The organism is Kitasatospora sp. NPDC101155 (genome assembly GCF_044768305.1).
Taxonomy (GTDB): Bacteria; Actinomycetota; Actinomycetes; order Streptomycetales; family Streptomycetaceae; genus Kitasatospora.
Genome location: NZ_JBIWPN010000012.1, coordinates 171345 through 188864 on the forward strand (window position 1 = coordinate 171345; position 17520 = coordinate 188864).

Consider the following 17520-nt stretch of genomic DNA (forward strand, 5'->3'; position numbering starts at 1 on the left):
GGTCCCTCAGCCCTGGCTCTTGGAAGGGTCCTTGAGGCCGATCGTGGCGAAGTCCCACTGACCGGTCCACACCGGGTGGCCGAAAGCCCCCGCCACGTTCGTCCCGGCCAGCAGCGGGCGGCGCTGCCACAGCATCGGTACGGTGGGCGCCTTCTTCATCAGGTCCTCGTTGAGCTGCACCCACGCCTTGTTGGCCTCGGTGACGTCGGTCATCGCGTTGATCTGGTCGATCCGGTCCTCGGCGGCCTGGTCACGGAACTGCTCGACGTTGCCCTGGTTGCCCTTCTCCTTGATGGTGCGGCCGTCGAAGACCAGCGGCAGGAAGGTGGCACCGGAGGGGTAGTCCGGACACCAGCCGAGGATGGCGAGGTCGGGGGCGTTCTTGGTGTCACCGATGGTGTCGTAGTAGACGGACGGGTCGGCGGTGGTGATGGTGACCTGGATGCCGACCTTCGCCAGCGACTGCTGCAGGGCCTCGGCCCGGGTCTTGTCACCGGAGGAGGTGGTCAGCGAGACCTTGAGGTCGGTCTTGCCGGCGTCCTTGAGCAGCTGCTTGGCCTTCTCCGGGTCCCCGGTGGCCGGGATCTTCAGTGGGTCCAGCCTGCTTCCGCCGGACAGCGCGGGCGGCAGGTAGGAGGTGGCCACGTCCCCCATCGCCGGACCGCCGTTCGCGGTCACCTGCGCGTCCCGGTCCACCGCGTACATCAGCGCCTCGCGGACCTTGGGGTCGTCGAACGGCGCCTTGGAGGTATTGGGGTACAGCATGTCGGTGCAGCCCTGCTGCTCGGCGATCAGCCGGGACTTCACATCCGCCTTGGGCAGCACCTTGGCGACCGACTCGGGCCGCAGGTTCATCCATTCGATCGCGGAGGCGTCCGCGCCCTCGCTGGCGATGATCCGGTCGTCCACCTGGCCGCCCTTGAGGCCCTCGGTGACCACGATCCGGTCCGGGTAGGCCTTGCGGACCGGGTCGGTGGACTGGTCCCAGTTGGTGTTGCGGACCAGGACCAGCTGCTTGCCGCGGTCGTAGGTCTCGATCTTGTACGGGCCGGAGGAGAACGGCCGCAGGTCGTACTGGGTGCCCTTGTCCTGGGACTGCGGGACGGGGGCGAAGGTCGGCAGGGTCGCGGTGTACGAGAACTCGGCGACCGGGCGCTTGAGGTGGAAGACGATCGTCCTGTCGTCGGGGGTCTCGATGCTGGACAGGTGCTCGCCGTTCAGCGGACCCTTGTAGTTCTCGCCGCCGGCCAGGTACTGCTGGGCGTAGTCGGGGCCGCCGGTGAGGTCCGGCGCGAAGGAGCGCTCGACGTTGTACTTGACGTCGGCGGACTTGATCGGCGTGCCGTCCTCGTACTTGACGCCCTCCTTGAGGGTGAACGTCCAGGTCTTGCCGCCGTCCGAGGACTTGCCGAGGTCGGTGGCGAGGTCGGGGACGATCTCGCTGCCCGCCGCGCCGGGCTCGGCCTTGAAGGTCACCAGGGTGCGGTAGAGCAGCCGGATGCCGAAGTCCATGTTCGGCATGGTCCAGTTGCGGGCCGGGTCGAGGTGGGCGAAGTCCTGGTTGGACAGCACGGTCAGGGTGCCGCCCTTGACCGGGGTGCCGCCGACGATCGTCCCGGACGCGGCGCCGGGGGCTCTGGTGCTGCCGGCCGCGGCGCCGTCGCCGCCGCTGTCGCTCTTGTCGTTCTTGCAGGCCCCGAGGCCGAGGGTGAGGGTCGCCGCGAGGGCCGCCGCGAGGAGGGCATGGGTGCGCCTGGTCATGTGCAACTCCGCTGTGGGGGGCCTGCTCTGGCCGCTCCGCTGTGTGACCCGTAACATAGTAATGTGAAATTGCACTGCACAAGAGGTGGCGCCGGTCGTTACCCAGCCGTGTCCGTGCGCCCTCACCTCCCCAGCCCCGCCTAGGAGTTCACCGGTGACCCACCCTCAGACCGGCCTCAACACCGGCAGCCACGACCTCCCGGTCTCCCCCGAGCTGGACGCCTTCATGGGCGTTCGCTGGACCCCCACCCCGCTCCCCGCCGACCAGCGCGTCCCCGGCTACGACCGCTTCCCCGGCCGCCGGGCCCGGCTCTCCGCCGCGTTCCCCGGCGAACGGCTGATCGTCCCCGCCGGACGCCTCAAGGTCCGCTGCAACGACCTGGATTACCGCTTCCGCCCGCACAGCGCGTACGTCTGGCTCACCGGACTCACCGGCGAGGACCAGGCCGACCACGTCCTCGTCCTCGAACCGGCCGGCCCCGAGGGTCACGAACCGGTGCTCTACCTGCGCCCCCGCTCCCCGCGCAGCGGCGGCGAGTTCTACCGCGACCGCCGCTACGGCGAGTTCTGGGTCGGCCGCCGGCCCGACCTCGGCGAAGCCGCCCGACTCACCGGGCTGCGCACCGAACACCTCGACGACCTCGGCAAGTTGCTCACCGGACCGCAGCCGCCCACCCGGGTGCTGGCCGGCACCGACGCCCTCGTCGACTCCGCCACCGGGCGCCCCCGCGCGGACCTGCGCGACGGCGAACTCGCCGCCGTCCTCGCCGAGTTGCGGCTGATCAAGGACAGGTGGGAGATCGGGCAGCTGCAACTCGCCGTCGACCACACCGTCACCGGCTTCGAGGACGTCGTCCGCGCCCTGCCCACCGCACTGCGCCACCACCGCGGCGAACGCTGGATCGAGGGCGTCTTCGACCTGCGCGCCCGCGCCGAGGGCAACGGCACCAGCTACACCACCATCGCCGCCTCCGGCGCCCACGCCTGCGTCCTGCACTGGATCCGCAACGACGGCGCCCTCGACCCGAACTCCCTGCTCCTGCTGGACGCCGGCGTCGAGACCGACACCCTCTACGCCGCCGACATCACCCGCACCGTCCCCCTCAGCGGAACCTTCACCCCGATCCAGCGCCAGGCCTACGACCTCGTCCTCGCCGCCCAGAGCGCCGGCATCGCCGCCCTGCGCCCCGGCGCCCGCTTCCGCGACTTCCACCAGGCCGCCATGCGCGTCATCGCCGAAGGCCTCGCCGACTGGGGCGTCCTCCGCGTCCCCGCCGACCGGGCCCTCGCCGAGGACAACGGCCTCCACCGCCGCTACACCCTCTGCGGCAGCGGCCACATGCTCGGCCTCGACTACCACGACTGCTCCCAGGCCCGCGCCGACCGCTACCTCGACGCCACCCTGGAGGAGGGCATGGTCCTCACCGTCGAACCCGGCCTCTACCTCCAGCCCGACGACGAAACCCTCCCCCTGGAGCTACGCGGCATGGGCATCCGCATCGAGGACGACCTGGTCATCACCGCCGACGGCGCCCACCTGATGTCCGGCGCCCTGCCGCGGACGGCCGAGGCCATCGAGTCCTGGATGGCGGACCTGCTCAGTTGAGACCGGGACGGAGCGGACGGTCAGGCGACCTTGATCGTCCGCTCCCCCTGGCGAACCGCCACCTCGACCTCCCCACCGATCGCGGCGGCATAGGCCCGCAGGTTGTCCAGGCTGTCCACCTGCCCGTGCTCGATCTGGGACACCCGCGCCTGGCTCACCCCCATCAGCCCGGCCACCTCCTTCTGGGTCAGCCCGGCCGCCTTGCGCAGCTCAGCAAGCTCGTAGCCGCGAATCCGCGCCAGCGTCACTACCCCCGCGCGTCCCGCCACAGCTCCGCGACGATCCGCTCCGCCGGGCCCGTGCGCGCCAGCCGGTGAGCGGTGCCCGCCCAGAGGTGCATCGCGTCCGTGTCCCCGCGGCGGGTGGCGGCCGCACGCAGCGGGGCGGTGAGGTGGTGAACCTCGGGGTAGGCGGGCGGGGCGTACGGGCCGTGGCGGTCGATGAAGGCGTTGCGCAGGCCGCGGGCCGGGCGGCCGGTGAAGGCGCGGGTGACGACGGTCTCCGGCAGTTCGGTGAGCGCGGCCCGGTGGGCGGCCGAGGCGCCGGACTCGTCTGAGCGCAGCAGCGCCGTCCCCAACTGCACCGCGACCGCCCCGGCCCGCAGTGCCGCCGCGATCGCCGGGCCGTCGCCCAGCCCGCCCGCGGCGATCAGCGGCATGGCGGTCACCGCCCGTACGGTGGGCAGCAGTTGCAGCAGCGGCAGCTCCCCCGGCAGGTCCGCGACCCGGTGGGTGGCGCGGTGCCCGCCGGCCTCCGGGCCCTGCACGCACAGCACGTCCATCCCGACCGCCTCCGCCGCCCGCGCCTCCTCCGGCGTGGTGACGGTGCCGACCTGCAGCGTCCCCGCCGCCCGCAGCGCCGCCGCCTCCGCGGCCGTCGGCAGCCCGAAGGTGTACGAGACCACCGGCACCGGATCGGCGAGCAGCGCGGCGAGCTTGGCCTCCCAGTCGTCCTGGTCCGGCCCGATCTCCTCCGGCAGCACCACCCCCCACCGCTCGGCCTCCGGCCGCAGCCGCTCCCGGTAGGCGGCGACCGCCGCCGGATCCCCGGGCGGGGCCGGGACGAAGAGGTTCACCCCGTACGGCCGGTCGGTCGACTTCCGTACGGCGGCGACCTGCTCGGCCATCCCCTCGGCGCTCCGGTAGCCCGCGGCCAGGAACCCGAGCCCACCGGCCCGGTTCACCGCCGCCACCAGCTCGGGCGTCGAGGCCCCGCCAGCCATCGGGGAGCCGATCACCGGCACGGCAAGCTCGTCGAGACGGACGGTCATCGGGGCGCTCCTCACACTGCTACGGGCACGGACCGTTCCCACGCTACGCCCAGCGGATCGACCCCACCCCACACTCAGCGGATCAGCCCCCGCCCCCGCGCCTCCCGCACCGCCGCCGTGCGCGAGTCGACCCCCAACTTGGTGTAGATGTGCACCAGATGCGACTTCACGGTGGCCTGGCTCAGGTGCAGCTGCTGGCTGATCCGCTGGTTGGTCAGCCCGTCCGCGACCAGCCCCAGCACCTCGGTCTCCCGCGCGCTGAGCGCCGCCGCGGGCGCCCGCATCCGCTCCAGCAGCCGGTCCGCCACACTCGGCGCCAGCGCGCTGCGCCCGGCCGCGGCGGCCCGTACCGCCTGGGCGAGTTCCTCGGGCGGCGCGTCCTTTAGCAGGTACCCGGTCGCACCGGCCTCCAGCGCCGGCAGGGTGTCCGCGTCGCTGTCGTAGGTGGTGACCACCAGCACCCGCGGCGCGCCCGCCCGGGCGGTGATCGCCGCCGTGGCCTGGGCCCCGTTCATCGCCGAGCCGGGCCCGAACTGCAGGTCCATCAGCACGACGTCGACCCCCGGCTCGGCCGCCAGCTCGACGGCCCGCTCGGCGGTGGCGGCCTCCGCCACGATGGTGAAGTCCGGTTCGCTCTCCAGCACCGCCCGCAGCCCGGCCCGCACCACCGGGTGGTCGTCGGCGATCAGCAGCCGGATCACGGGCCGACCTCCGTGGTGACCGGCAGCAGCACCGCCAGCGCCGTCCCCTCCCCGGGCGCCGACTCGACGGTGAAGCTGCCGCCGAGCGCCCGCGCCCGGGCCCGCATCGAGGGCAGCCCGAAGCCGCCGTCCCCACCCGTGCGGCCGGCGACCACCGCCGGATCGAACCCGGCCCCGTCGTCGAACACGTCCAACGCCACCTCGCCCTCCATGTAGCTGAGTGTCACCTCGGCCCGCGAGGCCTTCGCGTGCCGCACGGTGTTGCCGAGCGCCGACTGCGCGATCCGCAACAGCGCCACCTCCTGCGCGGCCGGCAGTCGGACCGGATCCCCGAAGACGTGCAGGTGGACGGGCAGACCGCTGTGCGCCGTCGTGGTCGCGCACAGCCGCTCCAGCGCGACCGGCAGCGGATCGCCGTCCAGGGCGGGCGGGGTGAGCGCCCGGACGAAGCGCCGGGCCTCGTCCAGGTTGTCCTGGGCGGCCTGCCGCGCCTGCTCGACGTACCCGGCGGCGGCCTCGGTGCGCTCGGGCAGCGCCCGCTGGGCGGCCCGCAGCAGCAGCTGGATGGAGCTGAGGCTCTGCGCGAGGGTGTCGTGGATCTCCCGGGCGAGGCGCTCGCGCTCGGCCATCACCCCGGCGGTGTGGTGGGCGGCGGCGAGGTCGGCGCGGGCGGCGGTCAGTTCGTCGATCAGCCGGCGCCGCTCCTCGCTCTCCCGGTACAGCGCCTGGTAGCCGAGCACGGTGGCGGTGGCGACGGCCGCGCCGAGCGCGGGCCCGATCGAGGCGGCGACACTGAAGCTGTGCTGGTGCCAGGACCAGGCGGCGATCGCCACGGCCGCGGTCAGTCCGACGGCCACCGGTCCGCCGCGCCGCCCGAGCAGGTGCAGCTCCAGGAAGTACAGCGGGAACGCCAGCCACACCCCGTCCTGGGTGGCGACCAGCAGGCCCACCCAGGTGACGCCGAGCAGCGCCAGCCAGAGCCCGGCGGCCCGCCGGGAGGTACGGACCGCGGCCAGCCTCGGCCCGACGGCGTACCCGGCGGCCATCGCGGAGGCCGCGGCGGCGACGGCGGCCGGATCGCCGCCCCGCTCGACGAACACGGAGCGGGCGACGGCGAGCAGCAGCAGGCCCGCCACGAGCAGGTGCAGGCAGACCTGGAGGACGCGGGCGACGGGGGTGGTTCTGGATCGTTCGGTCGCCATCCCTCCAGCCTAAGCTCCGAGCCCGAGACCCGGCATCAATCAAAAGGTTGAACTCCGCTTCTGCCCTTTGATGCCCAGGAAACCATCCCCGGCGCGATGCCCGTGAGGCCCCTTCTCGCAGACCGTAGTGGAGGAAGCACCCGTCACCCGTAGGAAAGGCCCACCGTGTTCGTCGCCTGGAGGGATCTCAGGTTCGCCAAGGGGCGGTTCGCCCTGATGGGGACCGTCATCGTGCTGATCACCGTGCTGGTCGGCTTGCTGTCCGGCCTGACCACGGGGCTCGGCAGGCAGAACATCTCCGCGATCACCGGCCTGCCCGCCGACCACCTGGTCTTCGGCAAGCCGGCCGACGGGCAGGAGCTCTCCTTCACCGACTCCCAGATCGCCCCCGAGCAGTGGCAGGCCTGGGCCCGCGAGCCCGGCGTCACCTCCGCCCAGCCGCTCGGCATCACCACCACCAAGGCCGCCGCCGGCCAGCGCACCGCCGCCCTCTCCGCCTTCGGCGTCCCGGACGGCTCCGACCTGGCCCCACAGGGCAGCCGGATCAGCGCCGGCCAGGCGGTGCTCTCCAAGACCGCCGCCGAGAAGCTGGGGAACCTCGCCCCCGGCGCCGACTTCACACTCGCCGGGCACCACCTCACCGTGTCGGCCGTCGAGGGCGACGCCGCGTACAGCCACACCCCGGTGATCTGGACCAGCCTCACCGACTGGCAGCAGTTCGCCCCCGGCGGCGCCGGCCATGCCACCGTCATCGCCCTCCACACCGCCAAGGGCGCCGACCTCGGCGCCGCCGACGCCCGCCACGCCACCGTGACCCGCACCCGCGACGACGCCCTGGCCGCGATCGGCTCCTACACCTCCGAGAACGGCTCCCTCCAGCTGATGCGCGGCTTCCTGTTCGCCATCTCCGCGCTGGTCATCGGTGCCTTCTTCACCGTCTGGACGATCCAGCGCAGCGGCGACATCGCGGTGTTGAAGGCCCTCGGTGCCTCCACCCGCTACCTGCTGCGCGACGCCCTCGGCCAGGCCGTCCTGCTGCTCGTCCTCGGTACGGTCGCCGGCACCGCGATCGCCCTCGGCACCGGCTCACTGATCGGCTCCGCCGTCCCCTTCGTCCTGGACGCCCCGACCCTGCTGCTGCCCGCCGTCGTCATGATCGCCCTCGGCGCGATCGGTGCGGCCCTGTCCATCCGCCGGATCACCTCCGTCGACCCGCTGACCGCTCTGGGGAGCGCCCGATGAGTCTCACCCTCGACCGCATCACCCTCACCTACCCGGACGGCGACGGCCGGCTCACCGCCCTGGACGACGTGTCGCTGACCGTTCCCAAGGGCTCGATCACCGCTGTGGTCGGCCCGTCCGGCTCCGGCAAGTCCAGCCTGCTGGCGGTGGCGGCCACCCTGATCAGCCCGGACTCCGGCCGGGTCGTCGTCGACGGCACGGACACGGCAGGCCTCGGCCGCGCCGAGCTCACCGCCCTGCGCCGCACCAGGATCGGCATCGTCTTCCAGCAGGCCAACCTGCTGCCCTCGCTCACCGCCGCCGAGCAACTGCAGGTGATGGCCCACCTCGACGGCCGTTCCCCGCGCAGCGTCCTCCCCCGCGCCCTGGAGCTGCTGGACGCCGTGGGCCTGCGCGACCAGGCCGCCCGCCGCCCCCACCAGCTCTCCGGCGGCCAACGGCAACGGGTCAACATCGCCCGGGCCCTGATGAACGACCCCACGGTGCTGCTGGTCGACGAACCCACCAGCGCCCTCGACCACGAACGCGGCGCCGCCGTCCTGGACTTGATCACCGACCTCACCCACCGCCGGGCCACCGCCACGGTCCTGGTCACCCACGACCGCACCCACCTCACGGCCGTCGACCAGATCGCCGAAGTCCACGACGGCCGTCTCGCGGTACCTGCGGCAGCGGCCTGAACTACTTCAACGGTCCAAGCACGTCGTCCACCTTCAGCGTCACCGAAGCCCCGACCGACTCAGGCAGCGCAAAGGACTGCCCTGGGTGGTGGACAGCGTGCACTCGGTACTCGCCGTCATGTGGGTCGGTCAGCATCATGACCCGCTGGTTCGTCCGATCCGCAATGACGTAGACGGGCACGCCTGCCGACGCATAAGCAGTCGGCTTCCGCTTGAGGTCATCGCTGAGATTCGATGAGGTGACCTCAAGCACAAGGCGGAACACTGCCGGGTCGTAGCAGTTGTGCTCGATCTTGTGGTCGGCATAGTCGGCGTCGACCACCGACATGTCCGGAACGGCAAAGTCGGACGGCCCGTCCGGCAGCCAGATACCCATCCCCTGGATCACGCGAGTTGTCTCGCCATGGAGACCAGCGAGCAGGAGCGGAAAGCTGATGGTGGTGAGCGCATCACCGTGCTGACCGTCAGGTGGTGGCGTCACTGTGATCTGACCCCCGATGATCTCGACCCGGTAGCCGACCAGCTTGTTGGAGATCAGGTCTGCGGCTTCGAGCAGCGTCAACTGCTCCATGGGCTCTTCCACTGCGGCGGCGGACACGGATTTCCTCCTGACTGCCGATGTCGAGAACATCATCGTAGAACGCAAACGTCCCCCGACGCCCGATCTTCCACATCCACTCGAACGAGTGGTTTAACCCCTATCGAGCCCGCAGCCGCAGCGCCGGCCGGTCCGCCTCCGCCGCCTCGTCCTGCCCCGCCCAGAGCGACCGCACATGGCTGAGGTGCCGCGTCATGCACGCCTCCGCCGCGTCCGAGTCGCCGGAGATCATCAGGTCCAGCAGCTCCAGGTGCTCCTCCGCCGAGGACACCAGCTCGCCCTTCTCGTCGAGCCGCGTCAGCCCGTACAGCCGCGAGCGCTTGCGCAGGTCGCCGACCACGTCCACCAGCCGGGCGTTGCCCGCGAGCCCCAGCAGGTCGAGGTGGAACTGCCGGTCCGCCTCCAGGTAGCCGATCAGGTCGTGCTTGCGCGCGGCCGCGACGATCGCCTCGGCCTGGGGGCGCAGCCGCTCCAGCTGGTCCTTGGCCGCCGTGCGGGTGACCCGGCCCACCGTCGGGACCTCGATCAGGGCGCGGATCTCGGTGTAGTCGTCCAGGTCGCGCTCGGTGAGTTCGGTGACCCGGAAGCCCTTGTTGCGGACGGCCTCGACCAGCCCCTCCCGGGCGAGGTCGAGCATGGCCTCGCGCACCGGAGTGGCGGAGACGCCGAAGTCGGCGGCGAGGGCGGGGGCGGAGTAGACGACGCCGGGGCGCAGTTCGCCGGAGATCAGGGCCGCCCGGAGTGCGTGGGCGACCTGGTCACGGAGCCGCTCCTGCACGGAGATCAGGGTGCGGGATTTGAGCTCGGCCATGGTGTTCCTCCGGGTGGGTGCAGAACACCAGCGTACAATGTCACGTTACGTTGAGCGCGCAACAGTCCGGGATCCGAACACCCCCGTCGACCCTGCCGAGGCTCATGGTGGCAGCGGCCGCCGACCGTGACAACGGCCGACGGCACACGATCTGCCACCGCACCGCTACCGCGCCCGCGCCCGGAACCGCCCGACCAGCGAGGTCGCGCTCGCCGCCCCGTCCCCCGCCTCGACGCCCCGCCGGAACACCTCCGCGAGCAGCGCGGGCAGCGCGCCGTCGACCCCGGAGGCCTCCGCGGTGTGCCGGACGTGTTCGATGGCGGCGAGCCCCATCGCCAGCCGGTCGACGTCGCCGCGGTGGTCGCCGGCCGCGATCCGCGGCGCATAGAAGGCCTGGAAGCCCGGCAGCGAGGCGGCCGTCGAGCTCAGGTACGGCAGGAACTCCTCGGCCGAGATGCCGTTGGCCTCGGCGATCGCGGTGGCGTGCAGGTAGCCCACCAGCGAGGTCCAGAACAGGTCCATCTGGATCTGGTAGTACAGCTGCGCCAGCCCGGGGTCGTCGCCCCGGTAGTCAGCCCCGGTCAGCACCTCCAGCGCGGCCCGGTGCCGCCGGAACAGCTCGACCGGCCCGCTGTAGAAGGTGGACGACTCCGGGCTGCCGATGCCCGAGGGCGGCACCTGCACCCCGCCCGTCAGATGCCCGGCCCCACGCTCGGCGAGCCACGCCGCCACCTCCCGGGCCCGCTCAGGGGTGTCCGAGCCGAGGTTCGCGATCACCTTCCCGGCCACCACCGCCTCCACCGACTCCAGTACGGCGAACACCGCGTCGTAGTCGGTGAGGCTGAGCACCACCAGCTCGTTGGCCACCACCGCCGCCTCCGCGCTGGGCGCCAACTCCACTCCCCGGGCGACCAGCCGCTCCGCTCGCCCGGCCGTACGGTTCCACACCGTGACGGCATACCCGGCGTCCAGGTAGGCCCCGGCCATGGCCTGCCCCATCGGGCCGAGCCCGATCACCGTCACGGACGCCTTCGGCTGCCGCCCACCAATGAGCTCAACGGACATACGGATACTCCCCCTCTAGAACGAACGCTCTATCCAGCGCCGTGGGCGACGCTAGCACAGCTCTGGAACGAACGCTCTATTCAGACGGTCGGCTAGGATGCCCCCGTGAAGACCGCCGAGAAGACCAGCAGCGTCGGCACCCGCGAGCGAATCGTCCGGGCCACCTCCCGGCTACTGCAGCGCCAGGGCTACGAGGGCACCGGGATCAAGCAGATCTCCCGCGAGGCCGAGGCCACGCTCGGCTCCGTCTACCACTTCTTCCCCGGCGGGAAGCAGGAGTTGGCCGCCGAGGCGATCCGGCACGGGGACCAGGAGTTCGCCGTGATCCTGCGCGCCGGTCTCGGCTCCTCCGACGACCTGGCCGAGGCGATCACCGCCTGCACCACGCTGCTCGCGACCGAACTGCGCACCTCCGACTGGCAGGACGGCTGCCCGATCACGACCACCGCCCTGGAGACGGTCGGCCGCGCCCCGGCGATCGAGCAGTCGGTCGCCGAGGCCTTCGCCAACTGGCAGTCCATCGTGGAGGAACGCCTGCGCGCCGCCGGCATCGGTACCGAGGACGCCCGTGAACTGGCCGGCACCGTCATCAACACCTTGGAGGGCGCCGAACTCTCCGCCCAGGTCGCCCGCAGCGAGGAACCGCTGCACGTCGCCGGCAAGCACCTGGCCCGCCTGCTCTCGACCTACCGCTGCTGAAACACGGAAAAGAAGCCGGCCCGACGGGGGATCCCTTCCCGTCGGGCCGACTCCAGCTCAACAACTCCCGACCACAGCCCGGAGCAATGGACTTGGGAATCGACATCGCCCTGTACGACGGCCGCCCGAACAACGGCCGCCGCACCGAACCCGCCCTGCTGCACCTGTCGAACCACGGTGAAGCCCTCGCCGCCGCCCTGGCCGCGCACGCCCACCCGAGCGACCACCGGCTCGGCCGGATCGACCCGTACGGCGACACCATGTTCAACGAGCAGGACGCGGCCGCCGCCTTCGAGGAGGCCACCGCGCTGCTCGCCCGCTGCACCACCGAGCAGCAGCGGGCGGCCGTCCGCGACCTGCGCAACCTGCTCGCCAACTGCGCCGCCATCCCGGGCAGTTGGCTTTGCCTCTACGGCGACTGACGGCGCGAGGCCCGGTACACCTCCGCCGCCACCGCCAGGTCCTCCCAGGCCATCCCGACGCTCTTGAAGAACCGCGGCCGCCCGCGCGGCACCAGCGCGTCCCCGCGCACCAGCTCGGCCAGGTTCCACACCTGCCGTCCGCCCACGCCCGCCAGCACCAGGTCCCCGGCCTCCCGCGCCGCCGCCGTCCGCGCCTCGACGTACAGCTCGGCCCGCCCGACCAGCACCTCGTCCACCTCCCGCGCGTCCGGCTCGTGCGAGCCGACCGCCGCGACGGCCGCGTGCGCGGGCACCAGCGCTCCGTCGAACAGCGGCGTCCGCGCGGTGGTGCAGCAGACCACCACGTCCGCCCGCCCGACCGCCTCCGGCCCACCCACGCCGGCCGAGAGCCCCAGCCCCCGCCCGTACGCCACCAACGCGGAAGCCCGCCCGGGATCCCGCCCGACCACGGTGAGTCGGCGCAGCGGCCGGACGGCCAGCAGCGCGTCCAGGTGTCCGTACGCCTGCGGTCCGGAGCCGAACACCACCAGGTGCTCGGCCTCCGGCACCGCAAGCCGCGCCAGCGCCGCCGCCGTCACGGCGGGCGTGCGCAGGGCTGTGAGGGCCGCGCCGTCCAGCACGGCCAACGGCTGCAGGGTCGGCCCGTCGAGCAGCAGGTAGCTGCCGGTGATCCGGGGCAGCCCGAGCGCCGGGTTGCCGGGTACGACTCCGGCGATCTTGACGCCCGCGTACGGCCCGACGGCGGCCGGCATCAGCAGCAGCTCCCCCGCTGGCACCGGTACGGCCGATCGAGCGGGCGCCGCCTCCGGGTCGAACCCGTCCAGCAGCACTCGCTCGATCGCCCCCACCGCCCCGGCGGGCCCGACCCCGCCGGTGCCCGGCACGGCGTACTGGAGCGGCTCAGCCGCCGTACCGGGCAGCTCAGCACCGGGCAGCTCAGCACCGGGCGGCACGACACCTCTCACAGCAGGAACCCCGGCCCCAGCGAGTCCCCCGGCTCCAGGACGAACCGGTGCTCCCCCGTGCGGAACGCCGTCCCGCCGACCTCGGTGACCACGCCCTCCCCCAGCCGGTCGCCTCCGGCGAGGACCCGTCCGGTGAAGACCGTGCCGATGATCGACTCGTGCCGCAGTTCCTCCCCCGGTGCGAGCCGCCCCTCGGCGGCGAGTACGGCGAGCCGGGCGGAGGTTCCGGAGCCGCAGGGCGAGCGGTCGATCTGCCCGTCCGCGAACACGACGACGTTCCGCTGGCTCAACACACCATCAGCAGAAGGCAGTTCGTCGTACAGCACCACCCCGTACACGCCCGACAGCCGCGCGTCCGTCGGATGCGCGACCGCCTCCGAGTCGGCCAGCAGTGCCCTGATCTCCCGCCCCGCGGCGGTGAGTTCGGGCAGCTGCCCCCGCTCCACCGCGAGCCCGAGCGCCGCCGCCGGGACGGACGCGTAGCACGCCCCGGAGTGCGCCACGGCGACCTCGACCACCCCGCGCGAGGTGGTCACCGGCAGCTTCAACGCGCTGACCCGACTGGGCACGTTGCGGAAGGTGACCCCGGTGGTGCGCCCGCCGGCCCGCTGCACCAGGGCGGTGACCCGCCCGGAGGGCACGTCGATTCGCACCCGGGCCACGCCGTCGGCGGGGGCCGGGACCAGCCCGGAGTCCACCGCCCAGGCGCCGAGCGCGACGGTGCCGTGCCCGCAGGCCGTCGAGTAGCCGTCCTTGTGCCAGAACAGCACGCCCAGGTGCGCCTCGTCGTCGTCCGGCGGCACCAGGAACCCGCCGTACATCCCGGCGTGCCCGCGCGGCTCCCGGACGAGCAGCTGCCGGACGGTGTCCAGCGCGCTGGGCCGGGGCGCGGTAGCGCTGCCGCCCGCGCCGAGCGCGCTGGCCCGGCGCTCGGCGACGCTGTCACCGGGGATCGTCGGCGCGCCGTCCAGCACGATCCGGAACGGCTCACCGGCCGCGTGGTAGTCGACCGCCCGGACATCCATCAGGTGACGAACGTCCGCCAGGCCATGGTCATCCGTCAGGCCACCGACGCCCATCAGGCGCCCCCGCCCGGCAGCACGCTGACCGTCCGGCTCACGGTGTAGAAGTCCAGTGCGGCCCGGCCCTGTTCGCGGTCGCCGTGGCTCGCGCCCTTGGTCCCGCCGAAGGGCAGGTGGAAGTCGACGCCGCTGGAGGGGGCGTTGACCCGGATCATGCCCGCGTCCAGCCGGTCGGCGGCGGCCAGCGCCACGTCCAGGCTGCGGGTGTGCACCGAGGTGGCGAGGCTGTGCGGGGTGTCGTTGGCGAGCGCGATCGCCTCGTCCAGGTCGGCCGCCGCGTGCAGCACCGCGATCGGACCGAAGAACTCCTCGCGCGCCAGGGGGTGTTCGCCGGGTACGTCGGCGAGCAGGGTCGGCTCGACGTACCAGCCGGCCCGCTCGGGGATCCGCCCGCCGGTGAGCACGCTCGCCCCGGCCGCGACGGCCGACGAGACCGCCCCCGTCACCCGCTCCCGCGCGGCGGCGTTGATCACCGGCCCGCACACCGCGTCGTCCACCGCCGCCAGCGCCTTGACCAGGGCCTCGCGCAGCGGCTCGTGGGCCGTGCCGACCGCGATCACCCGGCTGGTGGCGGTGCACTTCTGCCCGGCGTACCCGGCGACGGCGGCCGCGATGTGGGCGGCGGCCAGCTCCACATCCGCATCCGGTAGCACCAACGCGGCGTTCAGCCCGCCGAGTTCGGCCTGCACCGGCACCCCGCGCCCGGTCGCCGCCCGCACCACGGCCCGCCCGACCCCGGTCGAGCCGGTGAAGGACACCACGTCCGCCGCGTCGACCAGTGCCGCGCCCTCCTCGGCCCCGCCCGGCAGCACCGTGAGGACGTCGGCGGGCAACCCGGCCAGCTCCGCCAGCCGCAGCGCGCACGCCGTCGCCTCCGGCGCGGGCTTGAGCACCGCCGTGTTCCCGACCGCCAGGGCCGGCGCGGCCTTCCAACTGGGGATCGCCAGCGGGAAGTTCCACGGCGTGATCAGCCCGGCCACCCCGTACGGGCGCCGCCGGGTGAGCAGCAGCCCGGGCCCGGCGGCCGGCTCGTGCACCTCCCCGGACGGCGCGTACGGCGCCTGCGCGTAGTACCGCCAGATCGCCGCCGTCCGGGCGACCTCGCCGCGCGCCTCGGCGAGCGGCTTGCCGACCTCGCGCACGATCAGCGCGGCCAGCTCCTGCGCGTGCGCCTCGACGGTCTCGGCGATCCGCCCCAGCGCCGCCGACCGGGCGCCCGCACCGGCCCCGAGCCAGCCGCCCTGCGCGGCCCGGGCCCGTCCGACGACGGCCCGTACGGCCTCGGCGCCGGGCTCCTCGACGGCGACCACGAGGTCGCTCGGATCGGCCGGATTGTACGAGGTGATGGTCACAACTAGCAGCCCTTCGGAGCGAGTTCAGAACGGAGCGTCAGAGCAGGAAACCCGCCGGGAACGGGTCGTCCGGGTCGAGGAAGTACTGGGCGGTGCCGGTGATCCAGGCCCGCCCGGTGACGGTGGGCACCACGGCGGGCCGCCCGGCCACCTCGGTCTCCTCGACCAGCCGCCCGGTGAAGGTCGTCCCGATGAAGGAGTCGTTGCGGAAGTCCCGCCCCAGTGGCAGTTCGCCGCGCGCGTGCAGCTGCGCCATCCGCGCCGAGGTGCCGGTGCCGCAGGGCGAGCGGTCGAACCAGCCGGGGTGGATGGCCATCGCGTGCCGGGAGTGCTCGGCGGTGGAGCCGGGGGCGAGCAGCTGGACGTGGTGGCAGCTGTGGATGGACGGGTTCTCCGGGTGCACCGGCCGGTCCGGGCCCGCGTTGATGGCCGCCATCAGCGCGAGGCCGGCGTCCAGGATGTCCTGCTTGCGCTCACGCTCGAACGGAAGCCCGAACTCGGCGAGCGGCAGGATGGCGTAGAAGTTGCCGCCGTACGCGAGGTCGTAGCCGACCGTGCCGTACCCGGGCACCTCGATCTTGCGGTCCAGCGCGACGGAGTACGAGGCGACGTTGCGGATGGTCACCGCCTTGGCGGCGCCGCCCTCGACCAGCACCTCGGCGACCACCAGCCCGGCGGGCGTGTCCAGGCGCACCGTGGTGACCGGCTCGACCACCGGCACCATCCCGGTCTCGACCAGCACCGTGGCCACCCCGATGGTGCCGTGCCCGCACATCGGCAGCAGTCCGGAGACCTCGATGTAGAGCACCCCGAAGTCGGCGTCCGGCCGGGTCGGCGGCTGCAGGATGGCACCGCTCATCGCGGCGTGCCCGCGCGGCTCGTACATCAGCAGGGTGCGGAAGTGGTCCAGGTGCTGCTGGAAGTGCACCCGGCGCTCGGCCATGGTGGCGCCGGGGATGACGCCGAAGCCGCCGGTGATCACCCGGGTCGGCATGCCCTCGGTGTGCGAGTCGACGGCGTGGAACACGTGACGGCTGCGCATGGCTGACAACTCCCATGTGGTAGCGGTTGGTTGAGGCCGGCTGCCCCCGCAGCCGGCCGGGCGGTCACGGACTACGCGAGCCCCTCGGCCAGTGCCTTCTCGGTGGCCGCGCGCACGGCCGCCTCGACCTCCGGCGCCAGCGGCTGCCGCGGCGCCCGGACCGGACCGCCGGGGCGCCCGGCGATGTCCATGGAGAGCTTGATGGCCTGGACGAACTCGGTCTTGGAGTCCCAGCGCAGCAGCGAGTGCAGCGACTTGTACAGCGGCAGCGCGATCTCCAGGTTGTGCTCGACGGCCGCGCGGTAGAGCGCCACCGAGGCCTCCGGCAGCGCGTTCGGGTATCCGGCGATCCAGCCGACCGCACCGGCCAGCGCCAGCTCCAGCAGCACGTCGTCGGCCCCGATCAGCAGGTCCAACCCGGGGGCCAGCTCGGCGAGTTCGTACGCCCGGCGGACGTCCCCGCTGAACTCCTTGACGGCCACGATCGAGCCCTCGCCGTGCAGTCGGGCGAGCAGCGCGGGCACCAGGTCGACCTTGGTGTCGATCGGATTGTTGTACGCGACGACGGGCAGGCCCGCCTTGGCGACCTCCGCGTAGTGCGCGCGCACCGCGTCATGGTCGGCCCGGTAGGCGTTCGGCGGCAGCAGCAGGACGGAGCCCGCCCCGGCCTCGGCGGCCTGCTCGGCCCAGCGGCGGGACTCGGCGCTGCCGTACGCGGCGACCCCGGGCATGACCCGGGAGCCGTCGCCGGCCGCCTCGATCGCCACCTCGACGACCCGGGCGCGCTCCTCGGCGGTGAGCGTCTGGTACTCGCCCAGCGAGCCGTTGGGGACGACCCCGTCGCAGCCGGACTCGATCAGCCAGCGGACGTGCTCGGCGTAGGCGTCGTAGTCGACGGAGAGGTCCGGGCGCAGCGGGATCGCGGTGGCGACCATGACGCCGCGCCAGGGACGGGTGGTGTCGTGCTGGGTGATGGACACGTTGAGCTCCTTGGTGAGGTGTGACATTTTATAAACGGGAAC

18 protein-coding genes are annotated in these 17520 nt (G+C 73.0%); 5 read left to right on the forward strand and 13 right to left on the reverse strand.

Annotated elements, in window-relative coordinates:
• Window positions 1–6: 6 nt before the first annotated feature.
• Window positions 7–1761, reverse strand: coding sequence for an ABC transporter substrate-binding protein (locus tag ACIRYZ_RS20300; RefSeq protein WP_402945962.1), 1755 nt, complete (start codon window positions 1759–1761; stop codon window positions 7–9).
• Between the two features lie 154 nt (window positions 1762–1915).
• Between ACIRYZ_RS20300 and ACIRYZ_RS20305 the strand changes: the two genes are divergently transcribed.
• Complete coding sequence (locus tag ACIRYZ_RS20305) at window positions 1916–3367, forward strand: aminopeptidase P family protein (protein ID WP_402945964.1); 1452 nt, start codon at window positions 1916–1918, stop codon at window positions 3365–3367.
• Window positions 3368–3387: 20 nt separating this feature from the next.
• On the opposite strand, the gene ACIRYZ_RS20310 is transcribed toward ACIRYZ_RS20305, so the two are convergent.
• From ACIRYZ_RS20310 to ACIRYZ_RS20325, 4 genes are all read right to left on the reverse strand, one after another.
• Window positions 3388–3615 (reverse strand): helix-turn-helix domain-containing protein, encoded by a 228-nt coding sequence (locus ACIRYZ_RS20310; RefSeq protein WP_402945966.1) that lies wholly within the window; start codon window positions 3613–3615, stop codon window positions 3388–3390.
• Entirely contained in the window at window positions 3615–4637 is a 1023-nt protein-coding gene (locus ACIRYZ_RS20315) for a nitronate monooxygenase (protein WP_402945968.1), read from the reverse strand. The genes ACIRYZ_RS20310 and ACIRYZ_RS20315 overlap by 1 nt, the downstream gene beginning before the upstream one ends.
• A 74-nt stretch (window positions 4638–4711) precedes the next feature.
• Entirely contained in the window at window positions 4712–5338 is a 627-nt protein-coding gene (locus ACIRYZ_RS20320; RefSeq protein ID WP_393030841.1) for a response regulator, read from the reverse strand.
• Window positions 5335–6540 carry a sensor histidine kinase gene (locus ACIRYZ_RS20325; RefSeq protein ID WP_402945971.1) on the reverse strand — a complete coding sequence of 402 codons (1206 nt, stop codon included), beginning with the start codon at window positions 6538–6540 and terminating at the stop codon, window positions 5335–5337. The genes ACIRYZ_RS20320 and ACIRYZ_RS20325 overlap by 4 nt, the downstream gene beginning before the upstream one ends.
• 165 nt (window positions 6541–6705) lie before the next feature.
• Here ACIRYZ_RS20325 and ACIRYZ_RS20330 point away from each other — a divergent pair, with 165 nt between their 5' ends.
• Both ACIRYZ_RS20330 and ACIRYZ_RS20335 read left to right on the forward strand, forming a co-directional pair.
• Window positions 6706–7782, forward strand: a complete 1077-nt coding sequence (locus tag ACIRYZ_RS20330) for an ABC transporter permease (protein ID WP_402945973.1) — start codon at window positions 6706–6708, stop codon at window positions 7780–7782.
• On the forward strand, window positions 7779–8462 hold the full coding sequence (locus tag ACIRYZ_RS20335) for an ABC transporter ATP-binding protein (RefSeq protein ID WP_402945975.1): 684 nt from the start codon (window positions 7779–7781) through the stop codon (window positions 8460–8462). Before ACIRYZ_RS20330 ends, ACIRYZ_RS20335 begins: the two co-directional genes overlap by 4 nt.
• Window position 8463: 1 nt before the next feature.
• Here ACIRYZ_RS20335 and ACIRYZ_RS20340 read toward each other — a convergent pair whose 3' ends face one another.
• From ACIRYZ_RS20340 to ACIRYZ_RS20350, 3 genes are all read right to left on the reverse strand, one after another.
• Window positions 8464–9060 (reverse strand): Uma2 family endonuclease, encoded by a 597-nt coding sequence (locus ACIRYZ_RS20340; protein ID WP_402945977.1) that lies wholly within the window; start codon window positions 9058–9060, stop codon window positions 8464–8466.
• A 100-nt stretch (window positions 9061–9160) separates the two neighbouring features.
• Window positions 9161–9871, reverse strand: a complete 711-nt coding sequence (locus ACIRYZ_RS20345) for a GntR family transcriptional regulator (protein ID WP_402945979.1) — start codon at window positions 9869–9871, stop codon at window positions 9161–9163.
• A 165-nt stretch (window positions 9872–10036) separates the two neighbouring features.
• The gene (locus ACIRYZ_RS20350; protein WP_402945981.1) at window positions 10037–10936 is read right to left on the reverse strand and encodes an NAD(P)-dependent oxidoreductase; all 900 of its coding nucleotides are present in this window, start codon (window positions 10934–10936) and stop codon (window positions 10037–10039) included.
• A gap of 105 nt (window positions 10937–11041) precedes the next feature.
• Here ACIRYZ_RS20350 and ACIRYZ_RS20355 point away from each other — a divergent pair, with 105 nt between their 5' ends.
• A complete protein-coding gene (locus tag ACIRYZ_RS20355) occupies window positions 11042–11635 on the forward strand; it encodes a TetR/AcrR family transcriptional regulator (RefSeq protein WP_402945983.1) in 594 nt (197 codons plus the stop codon).
• Between the two features lie 86 nt (window positions 11636–11721).
• Window positions 11722–12057 carry a hypothetical protein gene (locus ACIRYZ_RS20360; RefSeq protein WP_402945985.1) on the forward strand — a complete coding sequence of 112 codons (336 nt, stop codon included), beginning with the start codon at window positions 11722–11724 and terminating at the stop codon, window positions 12055–12057.
• Here the strand turns inward: ACIRYZ_RS20360 and ACIRYZ_RS20365 are convergent.
• The 5 genes from ACIRYZ_RS20365 to ACIRYZ_RS20385 all read right to left on the reverse strand — a co-directional run bounded on the left by ACIRYZ_RS20365 (window position 12045) and on the right by ACIRYZ_RS20385 (window position 17433).
• Complete coding sequence (locus tag ACIRYZ_RS20365) at window positions 12045–13010, reverse strand: ornithine cyclodeaminase family protein (RefSeq protein ID WP_402945987.1); 966 nt, start codon at window positions 13008–13010, stop codon at window positions 12045–12047. The genes ACIRYZ_RS20360 and ACIRYZ_RS20365 overlap by 13 nt on opposite strands.
• An 8-nt stretch (window positions 13011–13018) precedes the next feature.
• Window positions 13019–14047 carry a proline racemase family protein gene (locus ACIRYZ_RS20370; RefSeq protein WP_402945989.1) on the reverse strand — a complete coding sequence of 343 codons (1029 nt, stop codon included), beginning with the start codon at window positions 14045–14047 and terminating at the stop codon, window positions 13019–13021.
• Between the two features lie 53 nt (window positions 14048–14100).
• Window positions 14101–15456 (reverse strand): aldehyde dehydrogenase family protein, encoded by a 1356-nt coding sequence (locus ACIRYZ_RS20375; protein WP_402945991.1) that lies wholly within the window; start codon window positions 15454–15456, stop codon window positions 14101–14103.
• A 37-nt stretch (window positions 15457–15493) separates the two neighbouring features.
• Window positions 15494–16498: a proline racemase family protein gene (locus ACIRYZ_RS20380; protein WP_402945993.1), complete on the reverse strand. Its 1005-nt coding sequence runs from the start codon at window positions 16496–16498 to the stop codon at window positions 15494–15496.
• Window positions 16499–16569: 71 nt separating this feature from the next.
• Complete coding sequence (locus tag ACIRYZ_RS20385; protein WP_402946090.1) at window positions 16570–17433, reverse strand: dihydrodipicolinate synthase family protein; 864 nt, start codon at window positions 17431–17433, stop codon at window positions 16570–16572.
• Window positions 17434–17520 lie beyond the last annotated feature (87 nt).

Coding starts and splice junctions, on each gene's coding strand:
- ACIRYZ_RS20325 (WP_402945971.1), bottom strand. CDS start 6,540: ATGGCGACCGAACGATCCAGAACCACCCCCGTCGCCCGCGTCCTCCAG.
- ACIRYZ_RS20385 (WP_402946090.1), bottom strand. CDS start 17,433: ATGGTCGCCACCGCGATCCCGCTGCGCCCGGACCTCTCCGTCGACTAC.
- ACIRYZ_RS20370 (WP_402945989.1), bottom strand. CDS start 14,047: ATGGATGTCCGGGCGGTCGACTACCACGCGGCCGGTGAGCCGTTCCGG.
- ACIRYZ_RS20360 (WP_402945985.1), top strand. CDS start 11,722: ATGGACTTGGGAATCGACATCGCCCTGTACGACGGCCGCCCGAACAAC.
- ACIRYZ_RS20345 (WP_402945979.1), bottom strand. CDS start 9,871: ATGGCCGAGCTCAAATCCCGCACCCTGATCTCCGTGCAGGAGCGGCTC.
- ACIRYZ_RS20380 (WP_402945993.1), bottom strand. CDS start 16,498: ATGCGCAGCCGTCACGTGTTCCACGCCGTCGACTCGCACACCGAGGGC.
- ACIRYZ_RS20315 (WP_402945968.1), bottom strand. CDS start 4,637: ATGACCGTCCGTCTCGACGAGCTTGCCGTGCCGGTGATCGGCTCCCCG.
- ACIRYZ_RS20350 (WP_402945981.1), bottom strand. CDS start 10,936: ATGTCCGTTGAGCTCATTGGTGGGCGGCAGCCGAAGGCGTCCGTGACG.
- ACIRYZ_RS20335 (WP_402945975.1), top strand. CDS start 7,779: ATGAGTCTCACCCTCGACCGCATCACCCTCACCTACCCGGACGGCGAC.
- ACIRYZ_RS20300 (WP_402945962.1), bottom strand. CDS start 1,761: ATGACCAGGCGCACCCATGCCCTCCTCGCGGCGGCCCTCGCGGCGACC.